Source organism: Pseudoduganella sp. LjRoot289, assembly GCF_964252925.1.
In the GTDB taxonomy this organism is placed as follows: Bacteria; Pseudomonadota; Gammaproteobacteria; order Burkholderiales; family Burkholderiaceae_D; genus Rugamonas.
This window is the reverse complement of sequence record NZ_CAXUPN020000001.1, coordinates 5,971,786-5,984,616: the sequence shown is the minus strand read 5'-3', so window position 1 is coordinate 5,984,616 and position 12,831 is coordinate 5,971,786. Positions and strand designations below refer to the sequence as shown.

13 protein-coding genes are annotated in these 12,831 nt (G+C 63.5%); 7 read left to right on the top strand and 6 right to left on the bottom strand.

The annotated features are described in order from the left end of the window. Window positions 1–32 precede the first annotated feature (32 nt). The 4 genes from ACSQ8Y_RS25725 to ACSQ8Y_RS25710 all read left to right on the top strand — a co-directional run bounded on the left by ACSQ8Y_RS25725 (window position 33) and on the right by ACSQ8Y_RS25710 (window position 1,364). On the top strand, window positions 33–395 hold the full coding sequence (locus ACSQ8Y_RS25725) for a glyoxalase superfamily protein (RefSeq protein ID WP_436269242.1): 363 nt from the start codon (window positions 33–35) through the stop codon (window positions 393–395). Window positions 396–462: 67 nt separating this feature from the next. After that, complete coding sequence (locus tag ACSQ8Y_RS25720) at window positions 463–666, top strand: hypothetical protein (protein WP_436269241.1); 204 nt, start codon at window positions 463–465, stop codon at window positions 664–666. 46 nt (window positions 667–712) lie between these two features. Then, the gene (locus ACSQ8Y_RS25715; protein WP_436269240.1) at window positions 713–955 is read left to right on the top strand and encodes a hypothetical protein; all 243 of its coding nucleotides are present in this window, start codon (window positions 713–715) and stop codon (window positions 953–955) included. Further along, window positions 939–1,364 (top strand): putative toxin-antitoxin system toxin component, PIN family, encoded by a 426-nt coding sequence (locus ACSQ8Y_RS25710; protein WP_436269239.1) that lies wholly within the window; start codon window positions 939–941, stop codon window positions 1,362–1,364. Before ACSQ8Y_RS25715 ends, ACSQ8Y_RS25710 begins: the two co-directional genes overlap by 17 nt. Here the strand turns inward: ACSQ8Y_RS25710 and ACSQ8Y_RS25705 are convergent. From ACSQ8Y_RS25705 to ACSQ8Y_RS25685, 5 genes are all read right to left on the bottom strand, one after another. After that, window positions 1,361–2,371: a substrate-binding domain-containing protein gene (locus ACSQ8Y_RS25705; protein ID WP_436269238.1), complete on the bottom strand. Its 1,011-nt coding sequence runs from the start codon at window positions 2,369–2,371 to the stop codon at window positions 1,361–1,363. The two genes, ACSQ8Y_RS25710 and ACSQ8Y_RS25705, sit on opposite strands and share 4 nt — an antisense overlap. 11 nt (window positions 2,372–2,382) lie before the next feature. Beyond that, entirely contained in the window at window positions 2,383–3,651 is a 1,269-nt protein-coding gene (locus ACSQ8Y_RS25700) for an MFS transporter (RefSeq protein WP_436269237.1), read from the bottom strand. Beyond that, window positions 3,648–4,298 (bottom strand): beta-phosphoglucomutase, encoded by a 651-nt coding sequence (gene pgmB, locus ACSQ8Y_RS25695; RefSeq protein WP_436269236.1) that lies wholly within the window; start codon window positions 4,296–4,298, stop codon window positions 3,648–3,650. Before pgmB ends, ACSQ8Y_RS25700 begins: the two co-directional genes overlap by 4 nt. Continuing rightward, the gene (locus ACSQ8Y_RS25690) at window positions 4,295–6,649 is read right to left on the bottom strand and encodes a glycoside hydrolase family 65 protein (protein ID WP_436269235.1); all 2,355 of its coding nucleotides are present in this window, start codon (window positions 6,647–6,649) and stop codon (window positions 4,295–4,297) included. The genes pgmB and ACSQ8Y_RS25690 overlap by 4 nt, the downstream gene beginning before the upstream one ends. 88 nt (window positions 6,650–6,737) lie before the next feature. After that, window positions 6,738–7,745, bottom strand: coding sequence for a LacI family DNA-binding transcriptional regulator (locus ACSQ8Y_RS25685; protein WP_436269234.1), 1,008 nt, complete (start codon window positions 7,743–7,745; stop codon window positions 6,738–6,740). Window positions 7,746–7,986: 241 nt separating this feature from the next. On the opposite strand from ACSQ8Y_RS25685, the gene ACSQ8Y_RS25680 reads away from it, so the two are divergent. Together ACSQ8Y_RS25680 and ACSQ8Y_RS25675 are read left to right on the top strand one after the other, a co-directional pair. Next, window positions 7,987–10,485 (top strand): TonB-dependent receptor, encoded by a 2,499-nt coding sequence (locus tag ACSQ8Y_RS25680; protein ID WP_436269233.1) that lies wholly within the window; start codon window positions 7,987–7,989, stop codon window positions 10,483–10,485. A 125-nt stretch (window positions 10,486–10,610) separates the two neighbouring features. Beyond that, window positions 10,611–10,937 (top strand): hypothetical protein, encoded by a 327-nt coding sequence (locus ACSQ8Y_RS25675; protein WP_436269232.1) that lies wholly within the window; start codon window positions 10,611–10,613, stop codon window positions 10,935–10,937. 133 nt (window positions 10,938–11,070) lie between these two features. Here ACSQ8Y_RS25675 and ACSQ8Y_RS25670 read toward each other — a convergent pair whose 3' ends face one another. Beyond that, window positions 11,071–12,093, bottom strand: a complete 1,023-nt coding sequence (locus ACSQ8Y_RS25670) for an MBL fold metallo-hydrolase (RefSeq protein ID WP_436269231.1) — start codon at window positions 12,091–12,093, stop codon at window positions 11,071–11,073. A 123-nt stretch (window positions 12,094–12,216) separates the two neighbouring features. On the opposite strand from ACSQ8Y_RS25670, the gene ACSQ8Y_RS25665 reads away from it, so the two are divergent. Beyond that, window positions 12,217–12,831, top strand: a complete 615-nt coding sequence (locus tag ACSQ8Y_RS25665) for a TetR/AcrR family transcriptional regulator (RefSeq protein WP_436269230.1) — start codon at window positions 12,217–12,219, stop codon at window positions 12,829–12,831.

Here is a 12,831-nt window from a genome sequence, read left to right as displayed (position 1 = left end):
GCAGCCGCGGCTCCATCTTCATAAGGGAGTTCATGCAATTCTCATCAGCCATTCCCATCCTGCGCAGCTTTTCCGAAGCCAAGGCCAAGGAGTTCTATCTGGACTTTCTGGGTTTCACGGTGGAATGGGAGCACCGCTTTGACCCGGACGCGCCGCTTTACATGGAGATCCGGCGCGCGGGGCTGACCTTGCATGTCAGCGAGCACCATGGGGACGCCACACCGGGCGCCACCCTCATCGTGCCCGTGGACGATATTGACGCCCTGCATGTGGAACTCAACGCCAGGCAATACCGCCACGCGCGGCCCTGCATCGACGAGCGCGACTGGGGCCGCGAAATGACTGTTTGGGATCCCTTCGGCAACCGAATTAGGTTTAGCGCAACATCCAGTTAAATTCAGCAAGATCTAGATCAATGTCGCAACCCTCGCTTGACCTATGCTGGGTCAAACGGGAGGACACATGACGACCATACACATTTCTTTACCGGACCAGTTGGTGCACGACGCCAAGGAACTGGGCCTGCTGGATTCCGCCACCTTGGCGGAACTGCTGCAAAACGAAATCCGCCGCCGCACTTTCACCGAAATCCTGGCAATTTCGCGTCATCTGGCGACCGAGTCAGAACCGGCCCAAGACCCCGAGCCGCCCCCACGCCGCCGCTAGCGGCGGGTGTACACTTCCTAAATTCCATCTCAATGGGAGAGCAGCCATGGCTACGCTACAAATTTCCCTACCGGACGACTTGGCGAGCGCCGCATATGAGCTCGGCTTGTTGGAGCCTAAGACGATCAGCGAGATATTGCGCAAAGAAGTCAGGCGCCTTCGCGTCAATGAACTCGATCGTGCCATGAGGCTAATGTCCGCTGACGATGGTGACGCAATGTCACCTGAGGACGTAGAAGAAGAAATTCGTCAAGTTCGGCTGGCCCACCACGATGCAGTGGGTACTTGACACAAATGTTGTCGTTTCCGGAGCCCTTTGGAATGGACCGCCAAGACAAATCCTCGACGCCGCCAAAGCGTCGCGGATCGCGCTATATACTTGTGCGGAATTGCTCTCGGAGCTGGATTTGGTACTCACTCATTCGAAGTTTCGTTCGAGGCTGCAAACCTACGGACTTCAGGCGGCATCAATCACGAAAGGCTACGAGGTGCTGGCGCAGGTGATTCCACGCATTCCCGCCATCAAAAGAACCTGCCGCGATCCAGACGACGACATGGTTCTGGCTTGCGCCTTGGCCGCGCGCGCTGACGCCATCGTCACAGGCGACAAAGACTTGCTGAGCCTCGTGCAATACCAACAGATTCCCATCCTGAACGCAGCGGGCGCCTTGGCGCTACTGGCGGCAGGCTCACTTTAAACCGGGCAGCGGCCGACCGTCTCGCCGGGCAGCAGCACCGGTTGCCATAGCACTTGCAACTCGCCGGCCGGGGTGCCGGCCGACAGGGCCAGCAGCATCTCTATCATTTTCGCGCCGGCGGCGCCGGGGTCCGGCTGGTCCACCGTGGTGACGTTGGCGCCCGCCAGCGTGTCGGCCACGCTGCCCCACACGATGATCGACATCTCCTTGCCGATCTCCACGCCGGCGTCGAGCAGCGCGCGCACCGCGCCCACGCCGGACAGATGGTTGTCGACGATGACTGCAGTGGGGCGCGGCGAACACGCCAGCAATTGCTGCATGGCCTGGTAGCCGCTGCGGCGGTCGATGGTGTCGGCGATCAGGTAGCGCGGATCGGCGGCCAGCCCCGCCGACGCCAGCGTCGCGATAAAGGACTCCTTGCGCTGGCAGGCGAAATTCATTTGCAGGGGAGCGCTGAGCAGGGCCACGCGCTGGTGGCCCTGCTCCAGCAGGCAGGTGGCGGCCATGCGGATGCCGGCCTCGTTGTCGTAGTCAAACCAGGCATAGGGCACGTCCAGATCGGTGCGCCCATGCGCGACAAAGGGAAATTTGGCTTTGCACAGATAGGCAATGCGCTCGTCGCGCACCAGCGTGCGGCTGACCACCAGGCCGTCCACGCGACGCCCCCGCACGATCTGCTCGTACGACGTCAGTTCATTCGACGCCGACACCGGCGCGATGATGAAGTTCATCTTGCGGCCCTCCAGCGCCTCCGTCATACCGCCCACCGTATGCAGGAACATGGCGTCGCCGAGGTCGGACGGCAGCAGCGGATAGATGATGCCGAACACATTGGTGCGCCCCACCGCCAGCCCGCGCGCCATGGGATTGGCCTCGTAGCCGGCTTCGCGCGCAGCCGCCAGCACACGCTCGCGCGTGCGGACATTCACTTCTGGATAACCGTTCAATGCACGGCTTACCGTGGTTTTTGACATGCCGAGCAAATCGGCAAGACTCTTGAGATTCATGGCCGGATGGGTCAGTGCTGACCGGTGATTATAGCCGAGCCATCAATACCACTCTCCCCCTCATCCACCGATCTTTTGAAAAAATACAACATAATCAAGATGATAGAGATCGGCGCCAGCGTCAGATAAAAGGCGAAATGGCCGCTGAAGGCGCCGAAAACATAGCCGGTGATCAGCGATCCGGTGGTGCCGCCCAGCGCGGAAAAGATCACCAGCAGCCCGGTCATGGCCGAGTGCTGGTTCTTGGGCAGGGAGCTGAGCATGACCGAATTGATGCCGGGGTAGATCGGCGCCATGAACAGCCCGATCAGCGGGAACAGGAAGGCGGCCACGGGCGCGGTGCTCCAGCTGACGTTCGGGTCGTGCGCGATATCGTGCGTCAGCGGCAGCGCCAGCAGCACCATGGCGCCCATGCCCAGCACGCAGCCGTTCATCACGGGATACCAGTTCAGGCGCCGCATCAGCACCCCGGCCGACAGGCGCCCGACCGCCAGGCAGGCCGCGTAGATGCTGGTCACCTGCACGCTCATCGCGGTCGGCAGCTTGAGGATTTCGTTGTTGAAGGTCGGCAGCCAGGTGCCCACGCTTTGCTCGATCAGCACATACAGGAAGGCGGTGATGACGAACACGCACACCAGCGGCTTGAAGAACAGCTTGAGCATGGCGGCGAAATCCTGCGCCAGGCCGCGCTCGGCCGGCAGCGCGGCGGTGCGCTCATCGAACCGCGTGGTCAGCACCAGCGCGAAGGTCATCGCGCACAAGGCGGCCAGCAGCCAGTAAACCTGCAGCCAGCTTTGCGATTGCGGATCGGAGGAATCGATGAAGTAGCCGAACACCCAATAGGCGCTGAGCACACCCACCATGAAAAATCCCTCCAGCGTGTTCATGATGCTGGCGTGCTGCTTGCGGTCCGAGGCGACCAGGCCGAGCGTGGAATACACCGACACCTTCACCAGCGCGAAGGCCACGCCCACGCACAGGAACAGCAGCTTGGTGGTCAGGAAGCCCGGCACCAGCGGCATGGCCATGCAGGCCAGCGTGACGAGCGCCAGTCCGGCCAGCATCGCCTTCTTGTAGCCGATGCGCGGCAGGAAGGACGCCACCAGGAAGGACACCACGGCGATCGGCAAGTCCTTGAAGCCTTCCAGCACGCTGGCGCCGGACTTGCTCACCCCGTAGTTGCCGATGACCTGCAGGATCACCGTGCCCACGCTGTTGAGCAGGATGGCGAAAACGAAGTAAATCAAAAACAGGGCGAACAGGATGCGCTGCTTGTTCATGGTGTCTCCGTGAAATGGTCGAGGCCGGGGATCACGCTGTCGGCTTGCGTCAGCACTGCGGGGTCGCCGATGCCGAGCGCCGTCATGCCCGCCGCCTTGATGGACGCCACGCCGGCCACCGCGTCCTCCACCCCCAGGCAATCGGCGGGCGACACGCCCAGTTCCGACGCTGCCTTGAGGAAGATCTCGGGGTCCGGCTTGCCTTTCGCGATCTTGGCCGCATCCACCACGTAGTCGAATTTGCCGGTGATGCCCAGCATGTCCAGCACCGCGAAGGCGTTCTTGCTGACCGAGGCCAGTCCGATCTTCAGGCCGGCGGCGCGGCAAGCGTCCAGCGCCTGCACGGCGCCCGGCAGCAGGTCGGACGGCGACATGGTCGAAATCAGTTCCACATAGTGCCTGTTCTTTTCGTCGGCCAGGGCGAGTTTTTGCTCCACCGTGTACGCGCGCGGCGACGAAGCCAGGATCAACTCCAATGAACCCATGCGGTCGATGCCCTTCAGGTGCTCGTTGAAGGCTTCGTCGAAATGCACGCCCTGCGTTTCGGCCAGGCGCTTCCAGGCCAGATAATGGTAGCGCGCCGTGTCGGTGATGACGCCGTCGAGGTCGAAGATAACTGCCTTGTAGGGCTTCAGGCGGGCGTTCATGCGAGTTCCTTCACGGCGCTGCCGGCGCTCAGTTCCACCGCCTGGCCGCGGTGGCTGAAGGCCAGCGCTTCGCCTTGCAGCAGCGTATATTCGGTGCGGCCCGCTTCCACGCGCACCTGCAGCAGGCAGCCGCGCAGGTGCAGTTTGAACTGGTAGTGCTGCCACTTCTTCGGCAGCGTGGGCGCGAAGCGCACCGCGCCGTCCACCACGCGCATGCCGCCGAAACCGTAGGCCACGCCCATCCAGGTGCCCGCCATGGCTGCCGTGTGCACGCCGTAGTGGGTGTTGCCGTGCGTGTCGTCCAGGTCGAGGCGCGCGGTCTCCATGAAATAGTCATAGGCCTTGTCGTGATAGCCCACTTCCGCCGCGATGATGCTGAAGATGCACGACGACAGCGAGGAGTCGTGCGTGGTCACCTTCTCGTAGTAGTCGAAGTCGCGCTTCTTGTCCTCCTGCGTGAACTCATCGCTTAGCAGCAGCAGCGCCAGCACCACGTCGGCCTGCTTGCACACCTGGTGGCGGTAGATCACCAGCGGATGATAGTTCAGCAGCAGCGGATAATTTTCCTTGGGCGTGTTGGCGAAATCCCACACTTTCTTGTCCAGGAAGCTGTCGTCCTGCGCGTGGATCTGCAGCCCGTCGTCGTAGGGCAGCAGCATCCGCGCGGCAGCGCGGCGCCATTGCCCCGGCTCGTCCGCGTCCAGCTGTACCAGCGCGGCGATGCGCTCGAACTCATCCGGCCACTCGGCGACCAGCAGTTCGGCGATCGAGGCGGCAAAGTCCAGGTGCATGCGCGCCATCGCATTGGTGTAGTAATTGTTGTTGACCAGCGCCGTGTATTCGTCCGGCCCCGTCACCTCGTTGATGCAGTAGCGGCCCGCGCGGTCGTAGGCGCCGATGCCCATCCAGATGCGCGCCGTTTCCAGCACGATCTCGGCACCATGGCGCAGCAGGTAGTCCTCGTCGTTGGTGGCTTCCATGTACAGCTTGATGGAGTAGGCGATGTCCGCGTTGATGTGATATTGCGCCGTGCCTGCCGGGTAGTAGGCCGAGCATTCCACGCCGGCGATGGTGCGCCACGGGTACAGCGCCCCTTTGGCGTGCGACATCTGGCGGGCGCGCTCGCGCGCCAGTGGCAGGCCGGCGTAGCGGTACTCCAGCAGCTTCTTGGCGATCTCCGGTTTCGAGTACAGGAAGAAGGGGAAGATGTAGATTTCCGTGTCCCAGAAATAGTGGCCCTCGTAGCCCTCGCCGGTGACGCCCTTGGCCGAGATATTGGTCTTGCCGTCGCGCCCCGCCGATTGCAGCAGGTGGAACTGGTTGAAGCGCATGCCCTGCTGCAGCGCATCGTCGCCGCTGATCTCCACGTCGGCGTGCTGCCAGAAGTCGGCCAGGTACTGCTCCTGCTCCTGCGCCAGCACTCGGAAGCCTTTCGCGGCGGCCGCGCCCAGCGTGGCCTGCGCACGGGACATCAGTTCGGCCTCGGGATAGTCGCGCGAGGTGTGGTAGCTGCCGAATTTGCTCAGGCGTATCGCCTCGCCCTGCATGGCCGCCACCGTGTAGACCTGCTCCAGGCGCTGCCCGCCCTGTTCGTCCTGTCCGCCCTGTTCGCCCTTGGACTGCGCCAGTTCGAACACGCCCCGCATATCGGTGCGCACCGCGCTCACCAGCGTGAAGCCGCTGTTGACGGTGCGCTGCGTCAGCGCGGAAAAATGCGGGGCTTGCTCGCTGCTCACCAGCGCCAGCGACTGGCCGGAAACGGCCGAGCCGACGCGTGGATCGTCGCCCGCCTCCAGGTTCTTCACGGCGCCGTCCACGCTGGACACCAGTTGCACCCTGCCGGAGAAATTGAGCGGCGTCACCTCGTATTCGATGGCGAACAAATGCTTGTCCGTCATGCTCACCAGGCGGCGGCTGACGATGGCCACGCGGCGGCCTTGCGGCGAGGTCCATTCCAGCGCGCGGCGCAGCACGCCGATGCGGAAATCCAACACGCGTTCGTAGTTGTGCAGGGTGCCTTGCAGCATATCGAAGCGCTCGTCCTCGATCCACAGCGCGATGCCTTTCGCGTTCGGCACGTTCAGCATGAACTGGTTGGTCTTGGCCAGGCCGTAGGCCGCTTCTGGATAGTGGATCGCTTCCGATTCGTAGAAGCCGTTCAGGTAAGTACCGTCCAGCGATGTGCCCTTGGGCCCCGAGTAGCCCTCTTCGTGCGTGCCGCGCAGGCCAATGTAACCGTTCCCCAGCGCGAACAGCGTCTCATCGAGGAAGTGCGACCCGGTGTCGAAAGCGGTCTCGCGTATGCACCAGGGTTCCAGCGGATACGTGTGTTGTGGGGCGTCTGAGGGCACGATACTTCCTTTTCGATAATTCAAACCGGTTTGGGGCCGGGCTTTAAAAAAACCAGCCCGGGTTGCCCCTGGGCTGGGGTTTGCTGGATCAAGTCTGCCGCACCATCAGCGTGGTCGGCAGCATTTCAGACTGCACCGGCTGGCCTTCGATCAGCGCCAGCATCTTGCGCGCCAGCAGCACGCCGCCGTCGCGCAGGTACTGGTGCACGCTGGTCAGCGGCGGCACGAAGCTGGCGGCGCTGGGCGTGTCGTCGTAGCCGATGACGGACACCGACTCCGGCACCCGGATATTCTTTTCGGCCAGCGCGCGGATCGCGCCCATCGCCAGCGAATCGCTGGCGGCGAACACGCCGTCGAACACAGGCCCCTTCTTCTTCAGCAGCGAGGACACGCTGTCGAAGCCGGCCTCGAAGGTGAACGCCTTCGGCCGCATGATGTGCACCGTGCCCTGCCCGCCCATGGCGTCGATGAAGCCGGCGCAGCGCTCCTGCACCTCGGCGTGGTCGACGTCGCCCAGGAACACCAGCTTGCGCCGGCCCTGGTCGATAAAGCGTTGCGCGGCGCTGACGCCGCCGGCCCGGTTGTCGCTGCCGACCACGATGTAGCTGCCGCCTGCCTCGGGCGCGCCCCACACTACCAGCGGCAGGCCGGTTCTCTGCAGCGCGTGCACCGCTTCGCCGTGCGAACCCTGGCCCAGCAATATCATGCCGTCCGCGCCCTGTACCGGCGCCGTGTCCAGCAGCTGCTTGGAGGTCAGCACCACGCTGTAGCCGGCCGTCGTCAATTCCTGCGTGATGCCGCCCAGCAGCTCGAGCGGATACGGGTCCGACATCGGCCGCCCCTTCACGGGCGTCATCTCCACCACCACGGCCACCGAATAACTGCGGCGCAGGCGCAGATTGCGCGCGCTCACGTTCAGGCGGTAGCCCTGTTCGGCGGCGATCTGGCGCACTTTCTCGCGCGTTTCCAGCGTCACCAATGGACTGTCGCGCAGCGCGCGGGACACGGTGATCTTCGATACGCCCGCCAGCTTGGCCAGGTCTTCCATGGTCAAGCCCGCTTCGCTGTTGCGGATCCCACTCTTAGGTGCAGGCATGCATCACTCTTCTTATCTTCTCGTCAGTACTTGCGACGCATTATGACAGATTTTTTCGGATGCAACAGGAAAATGACATCGATAGCATTTTTCATTGACATCGATGTCATTTGTGGATTTAATAGCTAGACTTTCGCGGCAAGGGCTGCGGAGCGTGTGGACAGCCAGCTTGCAAACTCTCCCGAGGTGGCGCAATGTCCAGGAGATAGCACGATTACATTTCGATAAGAAAGAGAAGCATATGAACAGCTCGCACAAGTTCCTGTTGTCGTCGGTGACGCTGGCCGTCCTGACCCTGATGAGCCAAGCAGCGGCGCAAGCACAGGCGCAAGAAGCCGCCGTCCCGGCACCTGCCGCCCAAGCCGCCGCGCCAGCCAAAGACTCGGTCGCCGCCGAACTGCAAACGGTGGTGGTCACCGGCGTGGCCGCCTCGCGCGGCGTGCGCAAGCTCGATTCCGCCTTCTCCATCACCACCGCCAACGAAGAACAGCTGAAGCAAGCCTCCCCCAGCAGCACCGCCGACGTGATGAAACTGGTGCCCGGCGTGTACGCCGAAGCCACCGGCGGCCAGTCCGGCGCCAACATCGAGGTGCGCGGCTTCCCGTCCGGCTCCGATTCGCCCTTCGTGTCGGTGCAGATGCAGGGCAACCCGATCTATCCGGTGCCCACGCTGTCCTTCTTCGAGGGCTCGTCCGCCTTCCGCCTGGACGACACCATCGAACGCGTGGAAGTGCTGCGCGGCGGCCCGAGCACCATCTTCTCCAACGGCCAGCCGGGCGCGACGATGAACTTCATCCTGAAAAAAGGCGGCGACACGCCGGAAGGTTCGATCCGCTTCACCGCCGGCACGGGCGAACTGCGCCGCGTCGACCTGGGCTACAGCGGCAAGATCAGCGAGGGCTGGTACGGCAGCGTCGGCGGCTTCTACCGCACCGCGCACGGCGTGCGCGACGCCGGCTTCCCGGCCGACGACGGCCACCAGATCACCGGCACCCTGACCCGCAAGCTGGACCAGGGCGAACTGACCTTGTACGCGCGCAGCACCAACGACAAGAACGCCTTCTACACCGGCGTGCCGCTGATGTCGGCCAACGAAGGCCGCAGCATCAGCGCCTTCCCCGGCTTTGACCCGCTCAAGGGCACCTTGATGAGCGGCGAAATGCGCCGCTTCACCATCGAAGCGGCGCCCGGCAAGACCCTGAGCTACGACCTGGGCGACGGACGCGGCCTGAAAGCCAACGTTTTCGGCGCCGAATTCGACCAGACCTTCAACGGCTGGAGCGTGTCGAACAAGTTCAACCGCTTCGACGCGGACATGAACACCATCGCCATGTTTACCGGCAACAACCCGCTGAGCATGGGCGCCTACAACGCGGCCGCCATCGCCTCGGCCAACGGCAACGCCGGCGCGCTGGCGGCGGCCGGCCGGCCGGCCACCTCGGCGGCGGCCACCTTCGTCAATGGCGGCGGCGCCGTGTCCGACGGCACGCAGGTGGTGCAGGCCGGCCTGTGGGCGGTCGAGAAAAAGCTGAAATCGTTCACAGACGAGCTGCGCGTCAGCCGCGAATGGATGACCGGCAACACCGTGACCCTGGGCGCCTACTTCGCCAACTACTCGTCGGACGACGTCTGGTATCTGGGCAACAGCCATCTGATGACGGCGGTGCCGAATGCCAGCCTGATCAACGTCAAGCTCAACAACGGCGTGGTGGTGTCCAACAACGGCACCGACGGCAATGTGTTCTACGCGCCGAACGCGTCCTACGACGGCAGCAACACCGCCTTCTACATTTCCAACGAATGGAAGGTGAACGAGCGCATCAAGGTCGATGCCGGCGCGCGCCGCGAACGCCAGAAAATCGACGGCACCATCTCCAACCTGGTGTCCGGCGACACCGACAACAACGCCTTGACCGTGTACAACAACGGCACTTCGATGCCGTCCGGCTCGTACACCGCGCTCAGCCGAAAAGACAGCGCCACTTCCTTCACCATAGGCGGCAACTACAAGCTGAGCAAGGATACCGCCGTGTTCGCGCGCGCCAACACCGGCCATACCTTCATCTCCTTCGACGACCTGCGCAACGCCGGCAGCCAGAAGAACGTCGACGACCGCAGCTTCCTGCCGACGCCGAAAATCAAGCAGCTGGAAGTGGGCTTCAAGACCGTGGGCGCACTGTACAGCGCCTACATCAACGCCTTCCACACCGAGTTCGACGGCATCGCCTTCCAGCAGATCCTGTCCAACGGCAGCATTTTGAACTCGACCAGCGGTTCCAAGGGCAACGGCCTGGAGTGGGAAATCTCGGTGCGCCCGATCACCAACCTGACATTGTCACTGACGGGCGACTACCAGAAGTCCGAATACAAGGACAACCCGGTGACCGAAGGCAAGACCGTGCAGCGCCAGCCGAAGCTGCAATTCCGCTTCACGCCGACCTACAAGATCCCGCTGGGCGACGACAACTCGGTCAAGCTGTACGGCACCGTCAGCAAGATCGGCGAGCGCTGGGCCGACCAGGCCAATCTGCAATACCTGCCGTCCTATCGCACCATCGACCTCGGCGCGCTGTTCTCGCTGGGTGAGAAGATCGAAGTGCGGGTCGCGGCCACCAATCTCAGCAATGAATTGGGCTTGACCGAAGGCAACTCTCGCCTGTCGACCGGCAACAGCGGCCCGATCAATGCGCGTCCGCTGTTCGGCCGCGCGGTCGAAGGGTCGCTGCTGTATCGCTTCTAAAACGCAAGCAAAGCTCTCCCTGTAGTGTTGGGCAAGGCCGATCCCCTCCGGCCTTGCCTTTTTTTGTATTGCAAGGCCAACAGTTTTGGCCTACGCTTGAGTTACAGTTCACTTGAGGGTGCACCGTGGTTACCGTCACGTCCGTCGACACGCTGCGCAATGCGGTTGCGATTGCTGAACGCAAAGTCCAGCAGGATCAGACGCGTGTGAACCAGGACGCCAGCCGGCTGCAGGAAAGCCGGGTGCAGCTGAGCAAGGACCAGGAACAGCTCAGTGGCAAACAGAAGGAAAGCCGCCAGGCCGACAGCGCCACGGCGGCCACACCCGCGCCGGTGCGGCTCGACAGCGCCATTGCCAAGCCCATCCCCGCCGAATTAGAAGCGCTGCCGCGCCCGCCCCAGCTCAACGCCCAGGGCCAAACCGTCGGCCGCCTGATCAACATCGTCGTCTGACACCCCACCGCAGCCCCCTCCAAGCAGACTGAGCCACACCCGGGGTCAGGCGGGGACGCCGAGTCGGGGATGCCGAGTCGGGGACGCCGAGCCCGGGACGCCGAGTCCCCAAAGGCGGCTCTGCTCGGCTCCCTCAGAGGGCTTTTTGCCACCATTTACCGGTGGCGGGAACCTGCTTCAGATTGAGCTGCTGGCCGATTTCGGGCGTGGCCAAGGTTTGGCCGCGCTGCCCGGCGAGCTGGCTGATGCGGTCGAAGGGCTCGTTCCAGGCATGCAGCGCCAAGTCGAAGGTGCCGTTGTGGATGGGCATCAGCAGCTTGCCGCGCAGGTCGATGTGCGCCTGCATCGTCTCCTCCGGCTGCATGTGGATGTCCGGCCATTGCGGGTCGTAGGCGCCGGTTTCGACCATCGTCAGGTCGAAGGGACCGTATTTGTCGCCGATGTCCTTGAATCCCTTGAAATAGCCGGTGTCGCCGCTGAAGAAGATGCGCTGGCCGCCGGCCTGGATCACCCACGAGGCCCACAGGGTTGTGTTGCCGTCGGTCAGGCTGCGGCCGGAAAAGTGCTGCGCCGGCGTGGCGGTCAGGCGGATGCCGTCCACGGCGGTCGATTGCCACCAGTCCAGCTGCTGCACCTTGGCGGCGGGCACGCCCCATTTCACCAGGGTGTCGCCCACGCCCAGCGGCGCGATGAAATGCTCGGTCTTGCCGGCCAGCGCCAGCACGGCGGCGTGGTCGAGGTGGTCGTAGTGGTCGTGCGACAGGATCACGCCCTTGATCGGCGGCAGCTCGGCGATGCTGATCGGCGGCTGGTGGAAGCGCCGCGGTCCCAGCCATTGCAGCGGCGAGGCGCGCTCGGAGAATACCGGGTCGGTCAGCCAGAACTGGCCGTCGAGCTTGAGCAATACCGTCGAGTGCCCCAGGCGGAACACGCTGTTGTTGGCCGCCACCAGCAGTTGCTCGCGGGTGATGGCGTGCACCGGCACCGGCTTGGCCGGCACCGTGTCGGACGGCTTGTCGAACGCGATCCGGTACAGGATGCGCAAGGTGCCCATGAAACCGGCCCGGTGCATGCGGACCGGATTGCGGAATTTGCCGCCGCTGTGCTGCGGCGATGCGTAGTCGAGTTCTTTCGCGGAGAGGGTGCAGCAAGCCATGATCAGGGTTCCCGGTAAGGTGGTGAGGAGCACAACGCGCCGCATGCCGGCCTCAAAAAAAGTATACTGCACAGTGTAGTTTCATTTTTTGAAGAAGTAAACTACCCGGTGTAAAATACTTGTATGCACATCTCCCCTTCCCTACGCCTGACCGACCGCAAGCGCCAGGCCATCGTCAACGCAGCCGTGGCCGAATTCCGCACCCACGGTTTCGACGCCACCAGCATGGACAAGATCGCCGCCACGGCGGGCGTGTCGAAGCGCACCGTCTATAACCATTTCCCCAGCAAGGACGATTTGTTCGCCCACATACTGCAGTTGCTGTGGGACAGCAGCGCGGCGCTGCAGGCCTTCCGCTACCGCCCGGAACTGCCGCTGCGCGCGCAGTTGCTGGAGCTGATGGAACAGAAGATGGCGCTGCTGCGCGACGCCTATTTCCTGGACTTGGCGCGGGTGGCCATTGCCGAGGGCATACACCGCCCGGAGCGGGCGCAGGAAATGGTGGCCAGGCTGGCCGACAAGGAGGAAGGGGTGACGGGCTGGCTGCGCGCGGCCTTGGCGGACGGCAAACTCAAGCCCATGGACCCGGTGTTCGCGTCGCACCAGCTGCAGGGACAATTGAAATGTTTCGCCTTCTGGCCGCAAGTGACGATGGGCCAGCCGCCGCTGGACGCGGCAGCCGAAGCCGCCGTCGTCGGGATGGCGGTCGATATGTTCCTGGCCTATTACGCGGCGTAG